General features: G+C 67.2%; 15 protein-coding genes. 7 read left to right on the top strand and 8 right to left on the bottom strand.

What is annotated here, in order from left to right:
• Positions 1–7: 7 nt before the first annotated feature.
• Positions 8–3286, bottom strand: a complete 3279-nt coding sequence (locus AC56KL_RS16735; protein WP_497181297.1) for a patatin-like phospholipase family protein — start codon at positions 3284–3286, stop codon at positions 8–10.
• A 230-nt stretch (positions 3287–3516) separates the two neighbouring features.
• On the opposite strand from AC56KL_RS16735, the gene AC56KL_RS16730 reads away from it, so the two are divergent.
• Positions 3517–4035: a hypothetical protein gene (locus AC56KL_RS16730; RefSeq protein WP_497181296.1), complete on the top strand. Its 519-nt coding sequence runs from the start codon at positions 3517–3519 to the stop codon at positions 4033–4035.
• Here AC56KL_RS16730 and AC56KL_RS16725 read toward each other — a convergent pair.
• Positions 4032–6257, bottom strand: a complete 2226-nt coding sequence (locus AC56KL_RS16725) for a hybrid sensor histidine kinase/response regulator (RefSeq protein ID WP_497181295.1) — start codon at positions 6255–6257, stop codon at positions 4032–4034. The genes AC56KL_RS16730 and AC56KL_RS16725 overlap by 4 nt on opposite strands.
• Positions 6258–6427: 170 nt before the next feature.
• Positions 6428–7141 carry a PhaM family polyhydroxyalkanoate granule multifunctional regulatory protein gene (locus AC56KL_RS16720; protein ID WP_497181294.1) on the bottom strand — a complete coding sequence of 238 codons (714 nt, stop codon included), beginning with the start codon at positions 7139–7141 and terminating at the stop codon, positions 6428–6430.
• Between the two features lie 131 nt (positions 7142–7272).
• Between AC56KL_RS16720 and AC56KL_RS16715 the strand changes: the two genes are divergently transcribed.
• The 5 genes from AC56KL_RS16715 (at position 7273) to AC56KL_RS16695 (ending at position 14224) form a co-directional block, all read left to right on the top strand.
• Entirely contained in the window at positions 7273–8382 is a 1110-nt protein-coding gene (locus AC56KL_RS16715) for a DUF3108 domain-containing protein (protein ID WP_497181293.1), read from the top strand.
• A gap of 2 nt (positions 8383–8384) precedes the next feature.
• Positions 8385–9149 carry a DUF3108 domain-containing protein gene (locus AC56KL_RS16710; protein WP_497181292.1) on the top strand — a complete coding sequence of 255 codons (765 nt, stop codon included), beginning with the start codon at positions 8385–8387 and terminating at the stop codon, positions 9147–9149.
• Between the two features lie 166 nt (positions 9150–9315).
• Entirely contained in the window at positions 9316–10695 is a 1380-nt protein-coding gene (locus AC56KL_RS16705) for a hypothetical protein (protein WP_497181291.1), read from the top strand.
• Entirely contained in the window at positions 10688–11392 is a 705-nt protein-coding gene (locus tag AC56KL_RS16700; protein ID WP_497181290.1) for a hypothetical protein, read from the top strand. Before AC56KL_RS16705 ends, AC56KL_RS16700 begins: the two co-directional genes overlap by 8 nt.
• A 9-nt stretch (positions 11393–11401) precedes the next feature.
• Positions 11402–14224 (top strand): ATP-binding protein, encoded by a 2823-nt coding sequence (locus AC56KL_RS16695; protein ID WP_497181289.1) that lies wholly within the window; start codon positions 11402–11404, stop codon positions 14222–14224.
• Positions 14225–14322: 98 nt separating this feature from the next.
• Here AC56KL_RS16695 and AC56KL_RS16690 read toward each other — a convergent pair whose 3' ends face one another.
• Positions 14323–15393, bottom strand: a complete 1071-nt coding sequence (locus AC56KL_RS16690; RefSeq protein WP_497181288.1) for a hypothetical protein — start codon at positions 15391–15393, stop codon at positions 14323–14325.
• A gap of 74 nt (positions 15394–15467) precedes the next feature.
• Positions 15468–15986, bottom strand: a complete 519-nt coding sequence (locus AC56KL_RS16685) for a CcdC protein domain-containing protein (protein WP_497181287.1) — start codon at positions 15984–15986, stop codon at positions 15468–15470.
• Positions 15987–16119: 133 nt separating this feature from the next.
• Between AC56KL_RS16685 and AC56KL_RS16680 the strand changes: the two genes are divergently transcribed.
• Positions 16120–16302, top strand: coding sequence for a hypothetical protein (locus AC56KL_RS16680; RefSeq protein ID WP_497181286.1), 183 nt, complete (start codon positions 16120–16122; stop codon positions 16300–16302).
• Between the two features lie 108 nt (positions 16303–16410).
• Here AC56KL_RS16680 and AC56KL_RS16675 read toward each other — a convergent pair whose 3' ends face one another.
• The 3 genes from AC56KL_RS16675 to AC56KL_RS16665 all read right to left on the bottom strand — a co-directional run bounded on the left by AC56KL_RS16675 (position 16411) and on the right by AC56KL_RS16665 (position 23884).
• Entirely contained in the window at positions 16411–17283 is an 873-nt protein-coding gene (locus AC56KL_RS16675) for a PEP-CTERM sorting domain-containing protein (RefSeq protein WP_497181285.1), read from the bottom strand.
• A 287-nt stretch (positions 17284–17570) separates the two neighbouring features.
• Positions 17571–22019: a translocation/assembly module TamB domain-containing protein gene (locus AC56KL_RS16670; RefSeq protein WP_497181284.1), complete on the bottom strand. Its 4449-nt coding sequence runs from the start codon at positions 22017–22019 to the stop codon at positions 17571–17573.
• Positions 22019–23884 (bottom strand): autotransporter assembly complex protein TamA, encoded by a 1866-nt coding sequence (locus AC56KL_RS16665; protein WP_497181283.1) that lies wholly within the window; start codon positions 23882–23884, stop codon positions 22019–22021. Before AC56KL_RS16665 ends, AC56KL_RS16670 begins: the two co-directional genes overlap by 1 nt.
• Positions 23885–23925: the final 41 nt, after the last annotated feature.

Here is a 23925-nt window from a genome sequence, read left to right as displayed (position 1 = left end):
CACGGCCTCAGCGCCAGCTTCCTCGCACGTCTCCAGGCCCTTGTGCCGGCGCCGCGTCGCCATGCCTGCGCGCCAGCTCGGCGCATAGCATGCCCACGTCGATCCCGCCGTCGCGCGTGCGCGCCGCCTCCACCGCGCCGCCCAGCGCGCACTGGCCGATGTACTGCCCCAGCGCCCGGTAGCTTTCGAACTGGGTCTCGTCGAACCACTGGTCCACCGAGCTCTCGTGCGGGTAGGCCGGGTGCACCTTGCGGTAGTTGAGCAGGTCGGCGTTCTCCCTGCCGACGATGGCCGGTTTCAGGTACAGCAGGGTGCCGTCCACGCCGCCCGCGTCCACCTGGCTGTAGCGCAGCGTCCCCACCGCGCAGCTGGCGCCGCACAGGCCCTCTCCACCCAGCTGCGCCAGCTTCGAGACGTCGAGGTCGATGCGCACGTGCAGGTCGGTGGCGCACTTGCGGATCGCATTGCCGAGGTCTTCGAAGGCCAGGCGCCCGTCGCTGGCCACGTCCACCGCGACGATCAGGCGGCAGCGGCGCCGCACCAGCTCGTAGATGCCGAGATTGTCGAAGTGCCCGCCGTCGGACAGGTAGACCCAGGTGGCGTCGGCATTGGTCATGCCGAACAGCTCGGCCAGCAGGCTGAACAGCCCGACCGGCGGCGAGGACTGCTGCCACGCCGCCTTGCGCGGGTTGGGGCACCAGCGCCCCAGGCGCACGTTAAACATCGTCATCAGGAAGTTCAGTGGCGGCGACGAGTGGGCGCCCATGTTCGGGCTGGCCGCCGCGCCCGAGACGGCGACCGCCATCCCCAGCCGCACGCCGGCATCGTCGTCGGCGCCGGCGCCCGAGCGCGCGCCATAGGCATGGGTGGGCCGGTAGCAGCCGCGCTTGGCATCGGACGACTGCGCATCGGCCGCCGTCGACCCGCCCATGCCCACCGATCCGGCCGGCAGCTCGAAACCGCAGTAGCGCGGCGTGAAGGTGAATGAGGCTGCCTTGCGGGTGCGCCAGGCCAGCTCCTCGCCGCCCACCAGGTTGAGGGAGGTGTTGATGATGTGGCAGGGGCGCTGCTGCTGCAGGTCGGCCAGCAGCGGATCGTCGCCCGGGTCGAAGCCGGTGAACGGATGCGGCCTGCGCGCGCGGCTGCTGGCGCCGAAGTAGGCGCGCACCAGGCGATTACGGTACAGCATGTACAGCGAAAACTTGTTGATGTCCACGCGCCAGCCGAGCAGCAGTGCGGCCGCCAGGAAGGCCGCGAGGGTCGTGGCCAGCCGGCCGCCGCCGGTCGCCAGGGTGGCGGAGGCGTGGGCGCCGTACACGCAGGTGAGGGTGATGGGCTGGGCGCAGGCGATGCGCGGCGGCGCCACCACCGCCTGCACCAGCGCGCTCAGGAGCGCGAACACGCCGGCGGTGAATACGTAGGGCGCGAGCCGCGCCGCCAGGTCGAGCTTTGACTCGGTGGCGCGCATTCCGGCGCCGTTCGTGCCCGTCCTGCTGCCGCTGCCGGCCCGCAGGCCGAACCAGGTCATGAGCAGCCAGCCGGCCGCCGTGCCGGCGTGCGACCACGGCTCGTAGGTCAGCCAGGCCCAGTGCAGCAGCGGCGCCAGGAAGAAGGCGACGCCGAACATCGACACCCAGGCCAGCGCGAAGATCCAGGTCCAGGCGCCCTGGCGGCTCCACCATTCGCGGCTGGCGTCGCTGTACATGCGGCCGATCAGGCCGATCATCAGCGTCATGGTGCCGGCGAACAGCGCCATCATCAGCGGCATGCCGAACGTAGTGAGCGCGATCGCGTTGTTCAGCACCGGGTGCGTGCTCGGGTCGGGCAGCACCGACAGTCCCCCCAGCAGCAGCACCGTGCCGATGGTCAGCGCGCCGAGGGCGCACAGCAGGTGCGACACGCCCTCGGCGATCTCGGTACGCGTCAGGTCGGCCGAGGGCGGCCGCGGCTGCAGGCGGTGCATGCCCCAGAGGGCAATGGCCAGCAGCACCAGCACTGCCGACAGGGCCAGCAGGCCGTTCACCAGGTGGTCGGCGCCGGCGCGCGCTTTCGCACCCATGACGAGCTGCGCCATCATCTCGGGCGCAAAGGCGCGCGCCGCCGCGGCCAGCACCGCCAGCACGGCGACGAAGGCGGCTGCGCACAGGGTATAGCCGGCGCGCCGGTAGACGCTGGTGCGGTCGTGCGCCACGTACCAGCCGCAGGCCCACACGACGAAGTACACGAAGCCGGGCGCCAGCAGCCAGTGCTCGCGTCCCTGCAGCTGGGCCGGCAGCATGCCCAGCTCCCAGACCGGCGCCGCACCGCCGTGCCGCCACAGGCCCACGCTGCCGAGGAAGCCGGCCAGCAGCAGGGGCAGGTTGATCCACCATAGCACCGCACCCTGCGACAGCGGAAAGCGGCGCTGGCCGCGCGAGCCGGACGGCTTGCTCGAGATGCTCAGCGCAATGCAGAACACCGCGCACAGGAACAGCACGGTCGCCGCCATCCAGGCCAGGTCGGCGTACAAGGCCCAGGCGCCGCCGGGGTCGACGATCCGGTGCACGGCCCAGACCGCCGCGCGCGGCAGCAGCAGCAGCGCGCACAGCCAGGCGACCAGCATCGTCAGGTTCAGGCCGGTGTTGCGGACATAGGTGCCGATCAGGGTCCAGGTGTCGGCGCTGAACATGCCGCCGCGCGGCGACAGGTAATTGCTGTACTGGCGCAGGAAGCGGATCTCCGGCGCCTCCGGCCCGGCGGACGCCGTGCCGCCCGCAGGCGCCAGCATCGCCTCGACCTTGCGCACGTCGCCACCCTGTTCGTGGATGCACTTGGACAGCCAGCCGCCGATGAAACCGCCGCCCGAGACGGTGGACAGGTAGTCGAGGTGGCGCAGCATCCCCTGCGCCGCCAGCGCCTGCAGCACGCCCAGGCCGAAGGTGGCGCTGCGCACGCCGCCGCCGGACAGCGCCAGCCCTACCAGTCCGGCGCCATGGGCACGGCGCGACAGCCCGGCGTCGGAAGCGGAAGCGGACGCGGCATCGGGGTCGGGCCGCAGGAGGTCGAGCTCGTCGAGGAAGGCGTCGCGGAAGGTGGCGCCGCTGACCTCGTCGAGGCGCATCAAGGTGACGTCGTCGAGCACGCCGCGGCCGGCGATGCCCTGGCGCCGCCGGAATTCGACCACCGCCTCGGCCAGTTCGCCCAGCGTGCGGGCATGCGGCGGCGGACGGCAACCGGCCGCTTCCAGTTTGCGGCGCAGGTCGGCAATCTGCGCCGGGGCCAGGCTGGCTGGGTCGAAAGAGGGCACGGGCACTCCTGCTGAAGACGCGCGGAATGGAAAAACCGATCCCGCCAGGCCAGTTCAGCACGCCAGTCAAGCGGGCGCTACCGACTACATCAAGCGTGCGGCGTTGCAGCTGCGTCCAGTTCGCCCTCAGGTAGCGAAAATTTCAAGCTGGAAAACTCTCATTACTTGCAGTACATTGCATGCGCACGACAACGCAGGTTTGCCCGATCGCTGTTCCAACCGGTATGTTCATGAAGCTCACACCGTCGTTCTTCGCCTGGCTGATCGTCGTCTTCTTCGCCACCAACCTCGTGCATGAATCGGCGCACTGGCTCGCCGGCCGGGCGCTCGGCCTCGACATGCAGTTCGGCCTGAACATCGTCTGCTACCTGACGCCGGCCGAGCCCTGGCAACGGATGCTGGCGGATGCCGCCGGCCCTGCCGTCACCATCCTGCAAGGCGTGCTGGCCTATGTCGTGGTGCGGCGCACTGGCTCGCCGATTGCGTTCGCATTCCTGTATGCGGCCGCGTTCTCCCGCCTGACGGCCGGCCTGGTCAGCGTTCTCCATCCGAACGACGAAGCACGCGTCAGCCTGTATTTCGGCCTGGGCAAATGGACCTTGCCGGTGCTGGTGGCCGGCGGCCTGATCGCCCTGGTGGTGGTGGCCAGCCGGCGCCTGCAGCTGGGCTGGAAAGACCAGCTGCTCTGCTACCTCGTGGCCTCGCTGGCGGTGTCGGCCATCGTCGGGCTGGACCGCTTTGTCCTCTAGCCCTGGCGCGCCGCTCCGGGCTCCGCGGAGCCGGACGTCCGGGCAATGATGTGCTCGATATCGCTGAGCTGGGCCGGCTTGAGAAGGTGGTGGTCGAAGCCTGCGGCGCGCGAGCGCGCCCGGTCTTCTTCCGCGCCCCAACCCGTGAGCGCGACCAGGCAGGCGGCGCCCATGTCGGGCATGGTGCGCAGCATCCTTGCAGTCTGGTAGCCGTCCATGACCGGCATCCCGATGTCCAGCAGGGCAATCTGCGGGCGGCTGAGGGCCGCGATGCGCACGGCCTGCACGCCGTCGTGCGCGATGTCGACCGTATGGCCTTGTAACTGCAGCAGGCGCCCGAGCGTTTCGGCCGCGTCCACGTTGTCGTCCGCAATCAGGATGCGCGTGGGCCGATGCGGGGCCACACGGGGCGCCTCACCCGCCTGCGTCCGGGATTCCTCACCCTCGGCCGGCGCGGCGAGCGGCAACACGACCGTGAAGCTGCTTCCCTGGCCCAGGCCGGCGCTGGCCGCCGTCACGGTCCCGCCATGCAGGGAGACCAGGTGGCGCACCAGGGACAGCCCGATCCCGAGCCCGCCTTTCGATAGCGCCGCGTCGGCATGGGCCTGGGTGAACATCTCGAACACGGATTCCAGCGAGTCGGGCGCAATGCCCATGCCGTTGTCCTGGATACGCACGGCGACGCGGCCGCCATCGGCCGTGACGGCCAGGGCGATGCGTCCCTGCCGCCCCGTGTACTTGGCGGCATTCGACAGCAGGTTGACCAGGATCTGGGTCAGGCGCACCGGATCGCCATCCACCCACACCGGCTGTTCGGGGACGTCGACGGCAAAGTCGTGTCCCGCGCCCTCGATCAGGGGAAGGCTTGCCTCGATGGCGCTCCTGATCACGGACTGCAGGCTGACGCGTTTGCTCTTGAGGACGACTTTCCCCGACGAGATGCGCGCAATGTCGAGCAGGTCGTTGATGAGGTGGGCCATGTGCGTCACCTGGCGTTCCATGACCCCGCGTACCTTGTCCAGCATCCCCGGCCTGTCGGCGCCGAGGCGCAGCACGTCGAGCGCGCTGCGGATCGGGGCCAGCGGGTTGCGCAGTTCGTGCGCGAGCGTCGCCAGGAATTCGGACTTGCGCCGGTCTGCCTGGCGCAGCGCCTCGTGCGACCTGACCCGTTCGATGTGGGCCCAGCAGCGGTCCACCACGGCTTCGATGAGCGCGATTTCCTCCACGGTCCAGGTGCGCGGCCGCGCCTGGTGGACGGCCATCAGGGCCACCAGCCTTTCCTGCTTGACGAGGGGGCAGCACACCACGGCCTGGATGCCGATTTGCCTGAACATGTCGCCGCCGTCGCCGGAGGCCAGCTCGGCGTCGACGTCGTTGACGACCGTGGTGCGGCCGGCGCGCAGCTTGCGGGCGATCCCTGCACCGAACAGGTCGAGCGAATAGACGCCGACGGTACTGCCGGCGCCGGGAAGGTGCCAGTCGTGGCGGATCGTGAAGCGGTCGTTGTCCGCTTCCAGGTCGGCATAGGCGACCCGGGTGACGCCGAGGAACTCGCCCAGCAGCTGCGTGCTGTGTTCCATGATGGCCTCGGGATCGCCGGCCAGGCGGGTCGCCTCCCCGATGGCGTCCAGCAGGCGCAGCCGTTGCTCGACCTGCCTGCGTTCCGCCACGGTGCTCTCCAGTTCCTCGAGGGCGGCGTCGCGCTGCAGCCTGGTCCGCACTTTCTCGGACGTTTCGCTGCAAATACACAGGACGCCGCCGATGCTTCCGTCGGCATCGAACACCGGCGTGGTGGAAAAGCTGGCGTACATCTCTTCCGGCGCCCCATTGCGCATCAGGACGAAGCGCCTGTCCTCGTACGACACGGGCACCCCGCGCAGGGTCGAGTAGAGCATGGGCGAGACCTCGTCCCATACTTCCGGCCACACGTCGCGGAACGGCCGGCCGAGGAACTGGCGCGGATCCGCTCCCTTTCCGGAAAGGATAGTCTGGTACTGGTCGTTGTACAGCAGGATCAGGTCGTCGCCCCAGACGACATACATGGCCGTGTGGGAATGGAGCATGATGCCGACGACGGTCTGCAGGGCGCCGGGCCAGTAATCGGGTTCCCCGAGAGGCGAATCGGCCCAGGCGTAGCTGCGAATCGCTTCGCCCATCCTGCCGCCGCCGGCGACGAAGTTGGGGGTGGCAGAACCGGTACTCGGCCGCGCGGGTGGGCTCATCGTTCGCATCTGGTCAAGGTAATGAATAGCGCGACCATACCATGCTCTCCCGACGCAGGGAGCGCTGCGTGCGCGTGCGACCCGCCAATCGCCGCTGTCGCCATGTCGCGCCGGTGCGGGCTTGCGCAGTCACTGCCGGGCAGGCGGGAAGGATGGCTGCCAGGCCGGCCTCATCCCTTGTCCGGATTGGCGCGGGGATGGCGTCCCACCCGTTTGGAACCCGAGGAAGGCTGGGCCGCACCGCCGGAAACGTCCAGCGGCGAGCCGCCCCGGGCCTTCGGCTCGGCAGGCTGGACCTTTGCGGCCTCGCCGCCCTCGGTGCCCGGCGTGCCCGGCGTGTCCGCCCCTGCCCCGGATGGCGGGATCGCACTGCTGACCGCTTGACGGAATTGTTCTTGCAATAAATTCCACCAGGCGACCGCTGCGGGCATGGCACTGCCGGCGGCCGTTGCCTCCGGGGTGGCGGCTCCGCCGGGCGTGGTGGCCTGGTCGGGCGGGGCCGAGGGGGCCGGCGGCGGGGGCGGCGTGGGAGCCGCAGCCGACTGCGCGAAGAACTGGGCGAACGGCGCCGCCATCGCGGGATCGCCGCCGGCGCCCCCCATGGCCTGCGCCATGCTGTCGCCCATGGCCTTGAGCGTGGCCAGCGTGCCGCGCTGCACTTCGAGCGCCTGGATGGTTCCGCGCAGCATGCCCAGATTCAGGTTCAGCCAGGATTCGACGGCCTTGAGGTCGGTGATTTTCTTGTCCAGTTCGTCCACGGACAGGCTGGAGCCGGACATGCCGGGCACGCCGACACCCGGGATTTGCATGCCGCCCCAGAGGTTCTTGACGAATTCGAGCGTATCGGTCATTCCGGCAGCGTTCGGCATGGGTGGCTTGAGCATCGGTTTCTCCATTGGTGGACACGCCTAGCGTATCAGATAACTAACACAGGACAAAGCCTGCGCGACAAGCGCATGCGGCCTCCCTGCGCCGTGCACCTGCGCCCCGGCTGCGCTCAGGCTACACTAGCGGCATGAGTTCCGCTTTCCCTCCTCAGCGGCTGCGCGCCCTGGTGCTGTGCACGCTCATCGTGCTGCTGCACTGGCTGCTGCTGGCCTGGCTCACCTCGGGCACGCAGGGCATCGCGCTGCCGGGGCGCGAGGGCGAAGCCGCCATCAGCCTCGCCCGGCTGCTGCCCACGACGCCGCGCGAGGCGCCGCCCGAACCGGCGCCGCTTCCTGGGCCGAAGATGGTGCAGCCGCCGCTGCCCGATTTCGTCCCGCTGCCCACGATTGCGGTGACCGAGGACGTGGTGGGCGAGCCTGTCGCACCCGGTCCGCCCGCCCAGCCGGCCGCGCCGCCCGCCGAGCCGGCGCCGGCGCAGCAGGCGGCCATGGCGGCCATGGCGGCAGCCGAGGAAGCTCCGCCCGATCCCGGCCCGGCCCCCATCGTGCATACGATCCGCCGCTACAAGGTCGACGTGCCGCCGCCGGCCGAGCTGCGCTACGACGTGGCGCGCGTCGATGCCGACGGCACCCGCTGGAGCGGCCAGGCGCTGCTGTCGTGGAAACGGACCGACGGGGCCTACCAGCTGCGCTTCGAGGCCGGCATCAGGATCGTGTTCGCGCGCGTGAACCTGGCGGTGCTCACCAGCGAAGGCCGCCTCGGCAACACTGGCCTGGCGCCGGTGAAGATGACGGAAAAGCGCCGCGGCCGCGCGCTGACCGCGACCCATTTCGACTGGCCCGGCAACAAGGTGAGCTTTTCGGCCTCGCAGAACAACTACGCGCTGCTGCCCGGCGCGCAGGACAAGGCCACGGTGCCGCTGCAGCTGTCCGCCATCGCGCGCGGCGACCAGTCGCAGCTTTCCGGCGACATCGACATGTTTGTCTGCGAGGACCGCTGGGGCAGCGTGTATACCTTCAATGTCGTGGGGCCGGAAGAGATCGACACCCCGATCGGCCGCCTGCAGACCGTGCGCGTGGTGCGTCCGCCGAAGCCCGGCTCGTACAAGACGCGGCTGGACATCTGGCTCTCGCCCGCGCACGGCTGGCTGCCGGTGCAGATCCGCAGCAGCGAAGCCAAGGGCGCCGTGACCACCCAGACGGTGAGCGACATCGCCATGACCCAACCAGGATTCTGACTATGCACCGATTTACCGAAACATCCGCCCTACGACACGCCGGCGCCGGCATGCTGCTCGCGTTCACACTGGGCGCCGCCGCAGCGAAGGATGCGCCGCCCGCCATCAAGCGGCCGTTCGAGCTGCCGCCGTCGGCCGACCTCAGCTACGACCTGCAGGCCCGCCAGCGCGGCTTCGGCCTGAAGGGCGAGGCCGTCGTCAACTGGCGCGCGGGGGAGGGCAAGTACAGCGTCAATGCCGAATCGCGGCTGTCGGTGCTGGGCACCATCACCCACGATCGCAGCAGCGGCGCGGTGGACGCCTTCGGCCTGGCTCCCAACGAGTTCGTCGAGAAGCGCATGCGCAAGGACCCGACCACCGCCACCTTCGATCGCGCGGCAAACGTGCTGCGCTTCAGCGAAAGCAGGCAGGTCTACCCGCTCAAGGGCGGCGAGCAGGACCGCGCTTCCATTACCTGGCAGCTGGCGGCGGTGGCGCGCGGCGCCGGCGAGCGCTTCAGGCCGGGTTCCGAATGGCCCTTCTTTGTCGCCGGCCGGCGCGATGCCGAAACCTGGGTGTTCAAGGTGGTCAAACGCGAAAAAGTGCGCACCGGCCTGGGCGAAGTCGAGGCCGTGCTGGTGGCGCGTCAGCCGGTGGCGGACAAGAAGGAGCAGACCCTGGAAGTGTGGCTGGCGCCGCAACACGAGTGGTATCCGGTCAGGCTGCGCTATACGGACGGCGACAAGGAACAGGTCGAACAGACCTTGAATACTGTCAAGAAACGCTGAACGAGATTTCACATTCAGGCAATATTTTATTGCATTTAAGACAATAATCTGGTGTGTCTTTCCTGCAATGACCGCCCCCATCGACTGCTAGTTGCCGATCTTAAACTGTTATACTGGCGCCCCCGCGGACCGGTTGAGCTTGTCCGCGCCAGAGAACGGTACTCACATGATCGACCACCTTGGCGGCGCGGCGCTCGCCGCAGATTCCCGCATCACAGCTCAGGATACTTCGCTGGAAGACGACCCCCTGCAGGCGCACTTCCAGAGCGGCGTCGCGCCCGACGAGATCGAGCAGGTCTACCACCTCAAGCGCGCCCAGCCGATGCTGTCGGCCTTCACGGCCCTGTTCCATGGCAGCCAGGACGGCGTGCTGGTGCGCCTGCTGGTCCTGCGCGAGCTGGCCAGCGACACCGGCGCATCGAGCTTTTCGCGCGCCGACATCAACAACAAGCTGGCCTACCTGACGGCGGAAAGCCTGGAGACGGTCTTGAACCGCCTGCGCGGCCACGGCCTGCTGGCCTGGGACGCCCCGGCCGCCGTCTACCGCATCACGCCGCTGGCGCGCAACGTGCTGTCCGCGCTCGACGCCCTGATCGCGCTGGCCAAGCCGGAAGAAGACGATGCCGAGATGGGCTTCCTGCTGTCGCAGGTGGCCGGCGCCCAGGCCGTGGGCGGCGTCACGGTGGAGCAGCTGCGCCACCTGCTGGGCCGCCTGGTCGAACTCACCGAGGAATTCCGCGACGCGATCGCCTCGGGCTCCGAATTCCGCCTGCGCACCTCGCAGGCCAAGTGGCACATGGCCTGCGACTGGGTCGAGAAGGGCTCCGTCATCCTGCGCGCCATCCTGCAGGATCCGAACGCCGATGCCGCCACCCACAAGGCGGCGCAGGCCATCGGCCGCGCCCAGAGCGCGCTGCTGAACATGCAGGGCATGTTCTCGCGCGCCCTGAACCAGATCGAGCGCCAGCGCGTGCACCTGGGCCAGTCCGGCCTGTCGACCACGGATGTGAAGCGCTGGCTGCTGGCCCACGACGACCTGGCCAGCCTGGCCGCGGACGCGATCGACCGCCCGGTGGTACCGCTGTTCGGCACGCCGGCCGAGATGATCGACGTGGCCGAGACCGAGCTGCTGCTCGAGCGCGTGACCTCGACCGGCCCCAAGGGCCTGCCGAGCGGCCAGGATGCGCCCACCACCATCAACGACAACCCGGCCATGCAGGCCGAGCTGAACGACTGGATCAACAAGCTGGCCGACTTCGCCAACCTCGGCAACTTCCCCGAGTTCTCGGAGAGCGGCCCGAAGAAGGTGGCGCTGCACGAGTCGCTGTTGCCGGCCAGTTTCGCTGTTGCGTCTTATCGGGCTTCGCTGTTGCCGCTGCTGGGCGACGCCGCCGAGGCCAGCCTGCAGGGCGCGACCGCCGAGCTGGCGCGCCTGCCGGTGAAGTTCGAGCCCACTGACGACATGATCCAGCTCGACGATCCCGAAGTGGCGGCGATGTCGATCGCCACCCTGTCACTGAATACTGAAAGCCTTTCCGATGAATGACGACGCACAAATCCTGATCGCGCGCCTGCTGACGCACCAGACCCTGCGCCGCGACGACAAGATGGTCAAGCGCGCGCTGTCGGACGAGCAGTTCCGCATCGAAGTCGACAAGCGCCTGCTGGAATGCGGCATGAAGCTGCTCGACAACGTGTATGCCGACCACGTGACGATCGCCCTGCACCGCAACGTCGAGCCGAAGATCTTCGGCGCCAAGGACATCTGGCAGAACAACAACTTCGGCCTGACCCGCGACGGCGTGGCCCTGCTGGTGGTGCTGTGGGCGCAGATCATCCTGCCGAAGCGCGAGCGCCAGGAAACCCACGTCACGGTGGACGACGACCAGACCGACATGTTCGACAAGGATGCGCCGATCCCGCGCGCCGAGGACACCTCGATCGGCATCTCCTACACCGCGCTGCTGTCCGACTTCGGCGACAAGCTGGGCAAGAAGACCCGCATGGACATGAACCTGGGCGTGCTGTCCAAGCTCGGCTTCATCGAGCGCCGCGGCGACGTGATCCTGGAAGGCCCGCTGCTGGACCTGATGATGGATACCGACGTGCTGAAGGAACGCATCATCAACGGTGCGCTGGCCGACGTGTTCAAGCGCGCCCCGCTGGCCGTGGTGCCGCGCAAGGTCGATGCCGCCAACGACGCCGTTGTCGAAACCGTCGCCGACGAAGAAACTCCGAATTAAGGCAAGCCCATGTTCCACATCAAATCACTCGAACTGGTCCACTGGGATTACTGGCAGCGGATCAAGAACATTCCACTGGACGCCAAGATCATCACGATCGCCGGCCAGAACGGTTCCGGCAAGACCACCCTGCTCGATGCGCTGCGCACCCTGTTCGGCCTCGACTGCTCGATGGGCCGCACCTACAAGCACTATGCGCGCCACTCGGGCCAGCAGAGCGCCTGGCTGCGCGCCGTGGTCGACAACAAGCCGGTCGGCAAACAGCTGTCGAACCGCCCATTCCGCCATTCCGGCTTCTTCGCCGACGACGAAGTGACCCTGTTCTGCCAGGTGCAGAAGAACGGCGGCGACTGGAAGCGCCAGTACCTGATGCGCCCGGGGAACGTCGAGATCGAGGAAGTCACCGAAGCCACCGACTGGCTCGGCGTCGAGAACTACAAGAAGCGCCTGGCCTCGGCCGGCCTGTCGCCGGCAATGTCGAAGGTGCTGGCGCTGGAGCAGGGCGAGACCGACAAGCTGTGCGAGTACGCGCCGCGCCAGCTGCTGGACCTGGTGTTCCAGGTGTTCGGCGACAAGGAAGTGCTGGACGCCTACGACGAGGCCAAGCGCCACCAGCGCGACACCGAGACGGAACTGAAGCGTTTCGAGGCCGAGCTGGAAACCTCGCGCATCAACCTGGAAGGCCTGCGCCTGCGCGTGGCCAACTACCACCAGTGGGAAGACCTGCACAAGGAAAAGCGCGAGCTGCAGGAAGACGTGCTGCCGGCGCTCGAATACCATGAAGCGCGCGAAAAGGCCGCATTGATCAGCCGCACGCTGAAGGAAGCCCGCAAGCCCCTGCTGCAGTCCGACGCGATCCTGGCCGAGAAGCGCCAGCAGCTGGCCGCCCAGCAGCGCGCCCTGACCGAAGCGCAGAAGCAGGAAACCCAGCTGGAGCAGGAAGCCACGGAACTGGCCGGCCGCCTCACGCAAGTCAACCAGAAGCTCAAGCCCCTGGAAAGCCTGCTCGAGCAGAAGGAACGCCTGCAGAAGCTGGCGCTTGATGCCGGCGCCGACCTGGCAGAGGTGGCGAATCAGCTCAACGAGAAGGAAGCCGAGCTGGCCAGGCAGAAGGCGGCGCGCGACAGCATCGCGGCAAAAATAGCGGGCGAGCTGGCCACCATCTCGGCGCTGCAGGGCAAGAGCGCGATGCCGGAGCCGGAAGCGCAGCGCCAGATGCGCCGCGCCCTGCGCGACGAGGGCATCCCGCACGCCATGCTGTCGGACATCGTCGAAGTGACGGATCCGAAGTGGCAGGGCGCGGTCGAAGGTGTGCTCGGCGGTTACGCGTCGGTGGTGCTGCTGGAGAAAGCCAAGGATGCCCCGGCCGCCTACCGCCTGGCCGAGAAGGAGCGCTACCGCCACTTCATCGTGCCCGATTGCGTCGAGGCGCCGGTGGTCAAGGACAGCACCCTGCTGTCGGTGGTGCGCTTCTCCGGGAAGGCGCCGGGCTGGTTGATCGACCAGCTGGAACGCATCGAGCGCGTGGACTCGGTGGACGCCGGCTTCAAGGCCAATTGCGACGAATGGATCACGCCGGACGCCTACCACCGCGAACGCCGCGGCGGACGCTCGCTGTTCGTGGAGCCGTCGCGCTACCGCTTCGGTTCCGCCGGCAAGACCCAGCGCCTGGAAGCGATCCAGAAGTCGCTCCCGGCCCTGGAAGCCCAGGAAGACGCGCTGACGCTGGCAATCAGCAAGCTGGCCGCCGAGGTGGGCGCGCTGAAGGGCCGCATCGCCGGCGTGGACGCGGCCAAGGAACTGTCGGCGCGCCAGGCCGAGTTCGAGGAAGCCACCCGCGCCGTCCAGCCGCTCAAGGCCGAGCGCCTGGAAGTCGGCGCGCGCCTGGGCGAGCTGTCGATGCTGACCAAGAACGCGACGGTGGCGCGGACCCGCGCCGACACCGTATGGCAGAACGCGCGCATGGCCTTGTCCGAGGCGGAAGCGGGCATGCGCCTGAATAACCGCCGCACCATCGAGCAGCGCGCCGAACATGCCAAGGCGCTGCTGGCGCTGCGCAAAGGCTGGCGCCACGTGCCGAAGAACTGGAAGAACGCAGGCTGGCGCAGCGCCCTGGTGGCCAGGCACCAGAACGCGCACCAGGTCAACCTGCGCCTGTCGACGCTCGAGCATTCCCTGGCGCGCGAGGACTGGGAACAGGATGGCACGGTGATCGACCAGTATGCGCGCCTGAACGACCAGCTGTCCGGCCGCCAGTCCGAAACGGAAGAGCGCCGCTACCAGAACAACCGCGCGATCGAGGCCACGGGCAACGCGCGCGGCGCCTACATCGAGCGCCTGCGCTACACCATCAAGACCTACTCGAAGAACATCAAGGAGCTGGGCGAGCTGGCCGGCATCGACGTGCAGGCCGACCCGGTGCGCCTGGAGAACGACGACGTGCAGCTGGCCCAGGCCGGCCTGCACGTGCGCTTCAAGTTCGACGGCAAGGACCAGATCGGCATGAACGACGGCGAGGCCTCCGGCGGCCAGCAGGTGATGAAGTCGCTGGTGCTCTTGATTGGCCTCCTGAAGTCGGAAGAAGGCTCGGGCGGCTTCGTGTTCATCGACGAACCGTTCGCGCACCTGGACATCCGCAACATCCAGCTGGTGGGCGAATTCCTCAAGAACACCGACGCGCAATACCTGATGACGACGCCGCTGACGCACAACACGGACGTGTACGATCCGTCGGAGCTGACGCTCATCACCAGCAAGAAGAAGAAGGATGTGCAATGGGCGCAGCCGATCTTCGTGCTGCAACGGAGGAAGGACGAGGCGAAGGCAGCATAAGACAAAGGGAGCCAGTTCAAATGGCTCCCTTTTTTTATGGCTGTTATCGTGTTTTTAGTCCAAATCGAAGAATACAATTACCAACGTCGATATTTCTTTTAGAGCTGCATTATTTGCATATCAGGAAAAGCATCCTTAAGTGTCAAAACAACTCCTGCCGATATAGCAGTGCCGATTAAGACAATCTGCTTTTGTGAGGCAGCAAGTTTATGTAAGCGGGTCGATAGCCTACGCGCTATGCTCGGAACTAAATGCTGTCGTGGACCCATCACTACATAAATCGTTTCGCAACTCGAGTATATGGCAGGCAGTTGGTCCGCATACTCCATTGTCATAACGAAATCACCGTAGTCTACTGAGCAAGTTGTACTGCGAAGCACTTGTTCAGATGACATAATAAAAGCGATTTCAGTCACATTAAATTCGCCTTCTCGTCGGTAGGAAGTAATCAGCCGGTCGTTAAACTTCAACAATGACGCAGCTGCCTGCTGTCCACCATGACGTTGGCCATCGGCAAGTAACTGACCAAAACTATAGGGCGCATCATCGCTCTTAATAAGTATTCGATTAGGATTGATATCAAGCCTAAAGTGGTGGGCACCACCATGCTTGAAAGCGTTATCCATTAATTCCGCCACTACATCTCTGACAGCATATCCAATGTCTTTCCCCCACACATCGACAATGCAACTGTCCAGTATTGCATCACAAAGATCATTCATCGTCTGATCATTGGTTTGGTTAACTGATCGCTCAACGACAGCCAATGGGACTTCGTTTCCCTGCCGCAAATGCACTTCAATGGATCGTCCGACTTCTTGGCTTAGCGAAGCTCGGAGTTGAGCTAGTTCGCGCCAACGACCAAGCATTTCGACTGTGAAGCGTACCTCGTCAGTATCAATTAATTTAGCGTGCGTTTCGCACATCCAAATTCCGTTGCTGTATTCAGACAAAAGACTCTTATCAATTTTCGAAAGGTCCAGACGTCGACGAGCACCAGGGCCTTGCGATGCAGCGCAAATATGAGCCGCAACACCAGTGTTTGACGTTTTAGTTTCCGACTCATGAGATGGGCCGGAGGTAGGGGCGTGGCAACCTGGGAACGAGCAGGCGTTTCCAGCGCGAGCCTTCAGGCTTCGAATGGTGTCAGCACTAAAATCTTCGCGCATCTACATTCCTTAATCTGGTTGGACGGTAGTTTCTTCGATTAAAAGCACAAGCTAATGTTCCTAATACTGCACCATCATTCGACATCGAGCGCCTTGCGCAGCTTGCGCCGCCACAGCAGCAGCCCTGCCGAATACCGCTCGAAGTAGCCCGCCGTCAGCCCCAGGCACAACATGGTCAGCATGTCGTCCGTCAGCTTTGGCGCCGGGATGCCCTTGCCCTGGTTCGCATAGATCTCGATACCCAGGTAGAGGATGCGCGCCACCAGGATCATGGCCATCAGGATGCCCAGCCGCGCCGGCGGCGTGAAGTAATAGCCGTGCTCCGTGTCTTCGAAACGGGTCCGCTTCAGGGCGTAGTGGCCCCAGCCGGCGCCGAAGGCCGAGCCGACCAGCAGCGCGGCGAGATTGACCGGCTTGTCGAACAGTTGCGTCAGCGGCACCAGCAGCATGGCGCCGAACACCAGCACGCCGGTGTAATGGCGCGAGACGATCGAGCGCTGGCGGACCATGCGGGCCTTGATGCGCTTGTAGACGCGCCAGACGAGGAGCGGGGTCAGGACGAGCAGGGCGAGGGTGGTGATCGAAAGGTCCATGGTGCGATGAATGGGTTCAGACCCGCCATTGTAATGGAGCCGTCCCCGCCGGCGCACGCCAGGCCGGCCGAACGGCGGCGGAAAGCACGTCATGGTAAGGTATTCGCTCCGCTTGTTCCGAGGAGATTCAGCCATGAATGCCGTGTTGCCCGCCGCTCTACCTTTCAAGGCGCACCGCGCTCCCGACCCGGCGCCCATCGAGGAACCGTCGCCGGAGCCGTTCGATACGCCCCATCCGCACCACCAGCCGGGCCATCCCCACCTGCCGCAGGACCAGGATCCGGTGCCGGATCCCAAGCCCAGCATGTTCCACTAGCACTGCGACGCGCCGGCTATTCCCCGGCGTATTGTCGGCGCAAATGAGCCTGGACGAAAAAAAACTGCATGGCGCGCCATGCAGTTTTTATGTGAAGCGAAGCAGCTGTCAGGCGCGGCGACGACGCGCGCGCATGCCGGCCAGGCCGAGGCCCAGGCCGAGCAGTGCCAGCGAGCTTGGTTCCGGCACTTCGCCGATCTGGCCTTGCACGTCGCCCGACGCGTCCACCGTCCAGCCTGCGCCGGCCGACGCGCCGGTCTGACCGAAGGTGACCTTGATGAACAGGTCGTGCGCGTTGCCGTTCGGGTCGGTCTGGGCATTGGTGTCGAACAGCGAGGCCCAGGAGCCGCCGGTCACGTCCAGGTAGCCCTGGCTATTGCCCGAGATCGTGCTGTTGGCGTAGTTCGACACCCAGCTGTACTCCGGAGCGCCGCCGAGCGCGCCCTGGCCGAACACAGCCGACAGGGCCAGTTGGCCACCGATGTCGGTGATGCCCTGGTAGCCGGTCGCGCCGATGCGGCCGCCCGGTCCGAAGGAGGCGTCGTAGTTCTGGCCGGTCGAGTACATGTTCAGCCAGCCACCGGTACCCAGCGCCAGCGTTTGGGGCGACATGATGCCGGACACCTCGACGTAGCTATCGACGATCCCGCCGAACACGCCGGTGAGGTATTCCCCGTTCTTGCCGGCCGTGAAAATCAGCTCGCCGTTCGACACACGCGAAATGCTCTGCACCGAGAAAATACCCCAGGTATCTTCACTGCCGATCGCATTTGGCGCTGTCAGGCCGGCAGCCGCATCGCATGCATCAACCGTGGTGCACTTGACGCCTTGCGTATTGCCGTAACCAACCGTGCCAGCGTCATAGGCATTGATAGTGATCTTCAGGTCGCCTGCCGTCAGGATAACGGCACTGGCGGGAGCGGACAGACCGAGCGCCAGGGCGGCCCCGGCGATAGTAGCGCTAATTTTGCTAGTGATCATATAGTCTCTCATTGTTACATGTGGAAGTCGTACCAGGGTATTAGCAGGAATCGTGCCAGACGCTTCAAAAGAGAAAATATAATTTAAAAACAAGGACTTATCGTAGTTTCACAAAGTTGCAAAAAAGAACAATTTGTTGCAGGAAAGGTGGTTGTAAATTTTCCCGACAGTCCTATTGGGTGGAGTCGACCAGTCCATCCGTACGCCGTGAAGCGCTCAGGCCAGCCCGGCAGAGGCCAAGGTATTTCCGCCATGCCTGGGCAGCCGCCAGGCTACCCAGGCCGGTCTTAATCGAACGCCCAGGAGTACAGCACGTCCAGCGCGGTATTGGTACCGGTCTGGAACTGCAGCGTGACCCTCGGCGTCCACTTGTAGCGCAGGCGCACCAGGCTCGAGGCCGTGGTGGCGCCCTGTTCGAAGCTGAGGTAGGTGCGCGAGGAGATGCGCTTGCCTACTGTTACCACCGTGCCTTCGAGGCCTCCTCCGCCGCCGTCCGCCTGCTTCAGCCCGAGTTCGTCCACGCCGAGCGAGGTGGCCAGTTTCTGGGTGATGCCGCCGGTGCCGCCCTTGCCGCCGAGAAGGGCGGCGCCGGCAGCCGCCAGCACGTCCTTCTCATTGCCGCTCGTGCCCTCCATGCCGCGCCCCAGCACCAGCCAGGACAGCTTCTCGCTGTCCGGGACGTTTGGCGTCGAGACCAGCCGCGCCTCGGGCGACTGGGCCGTGCCGCGCACCTGCACGCCGGCTTCCACATTGGTTTCCGTCAGCTGCTCGCCTTCGGGCTGGGCGCGCACCGCGAGCACGTCCAGTGCCGGATTGTCGTAGGGGCCGCTGAAGGTGATCACGGCACGGCGGATGTCCAGCTTCTGGCCATAGGCGGCATAATCGCCTTCGACCGCGCGGATGGTGCCGTTCACGCGCGGCGCGCCGGCGCCGACCTTGCGCATGCGGACGTTGCCGGCCAGCGTCGCGTCGATGCCCAGGCCGCGCAGCCTGAATTCGTCGCCCAGGTCGGCGCGCAGGTCGATGGTGAGCGGCAGTTCTTCCTTCTCGTTCGAGGGGACAGGCTTGGCGCCGCCCTGGCCCAGCACGATGACGTCGTCCGACATGGTCGGCCGGCCTTGCGGCGCGAATTCGATCAGGGCGCGGTCGGCGCGCACGTTGCCTTCGATCGCGAACGTGTCGGCGTTGCGCACCAGCGAAGCCTTGCCGCTGACGACCACCGTGCGGTCCGGGCGCGACAGCGCTTCCAGCTTGTCCAGCGTCAGGCGCAGGTCGGCTGCGGCCAGGCCGCTGGAGAAGCGCAGGAAGCCTTCGGCCGAGGCGCTGCCCTGGCGGCCCTGGAAATACAGGCGCTGCAGCTGCAGCCGGTCGCCCGCCAGGCTGGCGCGCAGCTGGCCGTTCTGCAGGCGCACACCCTGTTCCGGCCAGCGCACGGCCAGGTTGTCGCCCTGGACGCTGCCGTCCAGGCGCGGCGTGCCGATGGTGCCGGACCCTTGGAGCGCCAGGCGCAGCGCGCCGTCCAGCTCCAGCCCGGACTGGCCGGCAAACGAGGCCAGCCAGGCGATCGAGCCCATGTTGGCGTTGGCCGTCATGCGCAGGGGGCTGTCGCGGTCCAGGCGCCCCTGCAGCAGCTGGGCGGTGGCATCGACCTCGACGCTGCCGGTGCGGGCGCCGTCCAGGTTCAGTTCTACCTTGAGCGAGCTGCCGACGACGTCGGCGCGCGCCTCGAAGGTACGCAGGCCGAGCGGCACCGGGTTGTCGCCGCCGGCGATCACGTCGCCTTTTTCGCGGAACACGTGGAGCATGCCGTCCAGCGCCGGCGCGGCGCCGGTGCCTGTCGCGGTGCGCAGGTCGAGTTCCCACCTGGCGCCCAGGGTCAGGTCGCCGCGTGCATTGTCGCGAATGGTGGGCGAGAACTGCGACAGGTAAGTGAGCGGCACGTTGTCGGCATGGCCGCGGCTGGCCCAGCGCGGGCCGTTCTTCACCAGGGAATCGACCGTGATGCTGCCGGCCGGCAGCTTGACGACGGCGCCGTTCAAGGCGATGTTCTGCGGCTTTGCCAGGCCCATCACGCCGCTGCCCGGTGCGCCGCTGATGCGCAGCGGCACCGGCGCCTGCAGGGCCATCGCGTAGCGGCCGCGGTTCTGCAGCGCGGCCAAGGTGCCGCTCCAGGTGTCGCCGGTCCAGCCGCCGCGTACTTCGAGGTTGGCGTCGAAGGACTCGCCGACCGCGGCCGCGCGCAGGGTGTGGGCGCCGCGCGTGCCATCGGTCTTCAGGCTGGCCGAGGCGACGCGTGTCTCGCCGCTGACGTAGTCGAGGACCTGGATGTCGCTGGCCAGCGCATCGCGCGCGCCGCGGCCTGAACCGAGGTTGGCATTGGCGCGCAGCGAGCGGATGCTGTGGCTTCCCAGCAGGCGCAGATTCTGGCCTTCGAGCGCGGCGGTGAGCGACGGGGTATCCATGGTCCCGGACAGCGTGCCCTGGCCGCGCAGCACGCCGGCGAAGTCGGGCCCGAGCGCGCCAAGTTGCGGGGCGTCGATGCGCCAGGCCAGCTGGTCGCCACCTGCGCCGAAGCTGCCCTTGGCAGCGATGAGGTTGGCGCCCACGTGCAGGTCGACGTCGGCGTTCGACACATGGCGGCGGTCGGCCGTGAGCGTGGCGTGGCCCCACAGCGGCGAATTCGACAGCGTCGAGTCCTGCACCCGCAGGTCGACCGCGCCGCGCCAGTCGGCGCCGCTGCGGCCGCTGGCAGTGAAGGCGCCGTTGATCGAGCCGGCGAGTGGCGAACCGAAGGCCGCCGGATTGAAACGCTGCATCGCGCCGCTCATCTTCGCTTCCACGAAGCGCGCGCCCTCAACGCCGGCCAGCCAGGCTTCGCCGCTGGCGCGCAGGCTGCCACTGGCGTTCTTGCGCTGGGCGGCCACCCAGCCCAGGCCGTTCGCATTGACTTCGAAGCTGGTGCGCGGCGCCGCCATGGTGCCGGTGGCCACGCCATTCGCCGTGACGGCGCCGTACAGGTCGCTGCGCACCGCCGACAGCTGGCGGCCGTCGAGGCGCCATCGCAGGCGGTCGCCGGCGCCGCCAAAGGCGCCGTTCAAGGCCAGCGTGTTCTGGCCCAGCGCCAGCTCGGCATCGATGCCGCTGATCCGCCTGGCATCCGCGCGCAGCTTGCCTTCGCCCGACAGCGGCTGGTTCAGCAGCCGGCTGCGGCGCACCGCGAAGTCGGCGTCGACGCGCCAGACCGGCGCCAGCGCGCCGGCCACGTTGACGGTGGCATTGATATCGGCTTCCGGGAAGTCGCCGAAATCGCCCGGATTGAAGCGGCTCGCCGTGGCGCTGGCCTTGAAGGCCTTGTCCTCGAGCAGGTTCATGCTGCCGGTGACGTCCACCCGGCTGCTGCCGCTCGACAGGCGCGCTTCGCGCACCGTCACCACGTTATTTTCCAGCGTCGCCAGCGCGGCCAGGCGCAGGGCCTTGTCGGTCAGCCTGGCTTGCAGCGTCTGGATATTGCCGGCATTGGTCACCTGGATGTCGCCGCGGATCGCGGTGGGCTTCATGGTGGAGTAGATGCCCTTCAGGTCGAAGCGGTCGGTGTGCAGCGTGAAGCGCGCAGTGCCCAGGCCTTCCGCGTCCTCGTCCCTCTGGACGCCCCCTACGCCGGTGAAGCGGCCGGCCGCGCCGAAGTCCAGCAGCACGTCGGACACCTGCAGCGCCTCCAGGTTGCCGCCCAGCTGGCCGCGCATCAGGCGCAGCGGCAGGCGCTGCTGGTCGATGGTGCCTTCCGGGCCGTCGTTGCTGATGTCGACGCGGCCGCTGATATTGCGTTTGTCATCGAGCTTGCCGCTGATGGCGAAGCTCAGGTCGGCCGTCGGCAGCGCCGGGTTGAAGAAGCCCGGGTCGACGTCGCGGCCGTTGATGCGCATTTCGCGCAGCGGGATCTCGGCATAGGGCGAGAGCACGAAACGGGCCTCGCCCACGGCGCGTCCGGCCTGGCCGGTGGCATCGACCAGGGTGGTGTCCAGGTCGCCGCCGGCCTTCAGGCGCAGCTGGGCAGCGCGCGACGTTACCCCGCCTTCGGCTTTCGCCTGCGATTGCGTCAGGCTGGCGGTGGCGTCCAGCTTGAAGGGACGCTGGGCCCCGATCGTGCCGGCGGCCGCCACGTCGCCCCAGGGCGTCACGGCCGCGGCATCGCGCAAGATCCAGCGCTGCTTGTTACCCTCGACCCGCAGGCGGATGTTGTCGATGTGGGTTTCCGCGCCCTTGGCCACGAAGGTCGCCCGGTTCAGGCGCGCATCGGCGATCGAGACCGGGAAGGGCGGCGCCAGCGTGGCCGGCATCGGCGTGCGTTCCTCGGTTTCCTTGAGGGTCTCCACACGCAGGTTGGCGGCGTGCAGCCGGTCGACCAGGATGCCGCGCGAGACGATCTGCCCCGGCGACCATGTCAGGTTGATCTTGTTGGCGATGACCAGCTGCTCGTCGGTGCGCCAGACCATGCGTTCGATATACATGGCGCCGTACAGGGAGCCGCGCACGCCGGTGAGGGTGAGCTTGCCGCCGGTGGAAGCGGCGACCTTTTGCGCGATCATCTGCAGCGTGGTCTCGCGGCCCAGGTACCACAGGGCGCCCCCGACCAGCACGCCCGTGACGGCCACGCCGATGGCGACGCGGCGCGGCCAGCGGCGCTTGTGCGGGGCGGGTGCGGGCGCCTGGACTGGGGTGTTGTCGTTCGTGTCCATCAGAAGGTGAATCCCAGGGAGAAGTGCAGGCGCGCCTTTTTCACGGCATGGCCGTAGGCCAGGTCGACATTGATCGGGCCCACCGGGCTGCGCCAGCGCGCACCGACGCCGAAGCCGGATTTCGGCTGCAGGTCGCCGACCTTGTCGGCGGCGTTGCCGATGTCGTAGAACACGGCCACGCCCCAGGGCGGGCGGAAGTAATACTGGTATTCGGCGCTGGCGGTGGCCAGGTACTTGCCGCCGACGATGGCGCCGTTCTCGCGTACGCCCAGTTCGCGGTAGCCGTAGCCGCGCACCGACTGGTCGCCGCCGGCGCGGAACAGGAAGGTGGACGGCACGCCGATCTTGTCCTTGGCGGCCACCGCGCCGAATTCACCGCGCAGGATCAGGGTGCCGGCCTCGCCGAGCGGCCTGAACATCTGGCCGCGCAGGTACAGGCGCAGGAATTTTTCGTCGGTCAGGATCGGCAGCAGGGCGCCGCCCAGCTGGCCCTGCAGCACGTAGCCGTTGGTCGGCTGGATCAGGCTGTCGAGCTCGCGCTTGGTGATGGCGTAGGTGAGCGGCACGCTGCGCGTGGTGGTCGGTTCGTTCGGCGGCACCTCGCGCTTCTCCACCAGCGCTTCTAGGGTCAGGCTGCGCTCGAGCAGGGGCGAGCCCCATGCGCGCCGGGCTGCGATCGTGGCCAGGGTGGTGATCTCGCCGCGCACGTCGTTGCGCTCGACGCCGGCGCCGACGCTGTCGTTGTAGCCGTTCGGCTTGGTCGGCCAATAGAAGTCGACACGCGCGGTCTGGCGCTTCTGTTCGTAGAGCAGGTCGCTCTTCATGCGCTTGCCGAGCACGTTCAGGTCGTCGTAGCTGACCTGGGCGCGAGCCCCGGTGTCGGTCGAGAAGCCGACGCCGACCTCGACGTTCTTGCGCTTGTTCTCGACCACGCGCACCAGCACCGGCAGTATGGTGGGGCCGGGCGTCGCCACGCCTGTGGGCGGCTCCGGGGTGGCAGGGTTGGCGTCGGGGTCGTCGTCGCCTTCCTTGAGTTCCTGCAGCTCGGCGGCCAGAACCTGGCGCATGTCGGCGCTCACTTCCACGCTGCTGAAGTAACCGGTGTCCTGCAGGCGCGACTGCAGGGCCGTCAGCGCGGCCTCGCTGTACTGCTCGCCCGGCTTGATCTGGTTCAGGTTGGTGATGACTTCGCGCGGGTAGCGCTTCAGGCCGCGGATGCGCAGCTCGCCGAAGCTCATGTCCGGGCCGCTGTCGATGACGACGCGCAGCAGGGCGCGGCGTTCTTCCGGGTCGACGGTAGCGCTGGTCTCGACCAGGCGCGCGCGCGGGAAACGCGTCTGCGCCACTTCGCGCAGCAGGCCGCGCTTGGCCGCTTCCCAATCCTCCTGGCGGAAGCGCGCGCCGACCGGCAGCGACCAGCGCTGGCGCAGGGCGCCGGCATCGAAAGGCACGCTGCCCTCGTCGATCGGGGCGAAGCCCTGCAGCACCAGGTCGACGTCGCCCACCACGGTGGGCTCGCCCGGATCGACGATGACGCGCGCCACCGGCCGTGCACCGCCCGTATCGAGGCCGGCGGAAATCTTGGGCGAGTAATAGCCTTCGGTGGCGATGAAGGTCTTGGCCTGGGCGGGGGCTTCCTTGATCAGGCGTTGCAGCTGTTCCATGTCCACGCGCGGATTGCCGCGCCAGCGCATCAGGTCGAGGTTTTCCTCGAGCATGTTTTCGATCTGGCGCGGGGCGTCGATGCGCACCTGGTAATCGATTCCCTGGGCGTGCAATGCCGTTGCAAATACCAGGGCGCCCATGCCGGCCAGCAGGCGGGGCAGGGGACGCAGGCGGCGGGAAGACGAACTTGCGGGAAACATGGCACTCCATCGGTAGAATTCATGGCAATCTTAGCGGATTG

The organism is Telluria sp. ZB4P34, from assembly GCF_059686055.1.
This window is presented reverse-complemented; position numbering and strand designations above follow the sequence as displayed.

What these genes read in the sequence shown, in the direction of transcription:
- AC56KL_RS16730 (WP_497181296.1), top strand. Translation starts at nt 3,517, where the DNA reads ATGAAGCTCACACCGTCGTTCTTCGCCTGGCTGATCGTCGTCTTCTTC.
- AC56KL_RS16715 (WP_497181293.1), top strand. Translation starts at nt 7,273, where the DNA reads ATGAGTTCCGCTTTCCCTCCTCAGCGGCTGCGCGCCCTGGTGCTGTGC.
- AC56KL_RS16675 (WP_497181285.1), bottom strand. Translation starts at nt 17,283, where the DNA reads ATGATCACTAGCAAAATTAGCGCTACTATCGCCGGGGCCGCCCTGGCG.
- AC56KL_RS16720 (WP_497181294.1), bottom strand. Translation starts at nt 7,141, where the DNA reads ATGCTCAAGCCACCCATGCCGAACGCTGCCGGAATGACCGATACGCTC.
- AC56KL_RS16705 (WP_497181291.1), top strand. Translation starts at nt 9,316, where the DNA reads ATGATCGACCACCTTGGCGGCGCGGCGCTCGCCGCAGATTCCCGCATC.
- AC56KL_RS16725 (WP_497181295.1), bottom strand. Translation starts at nt 6,257, where the DNA reads ATGAGCCCACCCGCGCGGCCGAGTACCGGTTCTGCCACCCCCAACTTC.
- AC56KL_RS16685 (WP_497181287.1), bottom strand. Translation starts at nt 15,986, where the DNA reads ATGGACCTTTCGATCACCACCCTCGCCCTGCTCGTCCTGACCCCGCTC.
- AC56KL_RS16710 (WP_497181292.1), top strand. Translation starts at nt 8,385, where the DNA reads ATGCACCGATTTACCGAAACATCCGCCCTACGACACGCCGGCGCCGGC.
- AC56KL_RS16690 (WP_497181288.1), bottom strand. Translation starts at nt 15,393, where the DNA reads ATGCGCGAAGATTTTAGTGCTGACACCATTCGAAGCCTGAAGGCTCGC.
- AC56KL_RS16695 (WP_497181289.1), top strand. Translation starts at nt 11,402, where the DNA reads ATGTTCCACATCAAATCACTCGAACTGGTCCACTGGGATTACTGGCAG.
- AC56KL_RS16700 (WP_497181290.1), top strand. Translation starts at nt 10,688, where the DNA reads ATGAATGACGACGCACAAATCCTGATCGCGCGCCTGCTGACGCACCAG.
- AC56KL_RS16670 (WP_497181284.1), bottom strand. Translation starts at nt 22,019, where the DNA reads ATGGACACGAACGACAACACCCCAGTCCAGGCGCCCGCACCCGCCCCG.
- AC56KL_RS16680 (WP_497181286.1), top strand. Translation starts at nt 16,120, where the DNA reads ATGAATGCCGTGTTGCCCGCCGCTCTACCTTTCAAGGCGCACCGCGCT.
- AC56KL_RS16665 (WP_497181283.1), bottom strand. Translation starts at nt 23,884, where the DNA reads ATGTTTCCCGCAAGTTCGTCTTCCCGCCGCCTGCGTCCCCTGCCCCGC.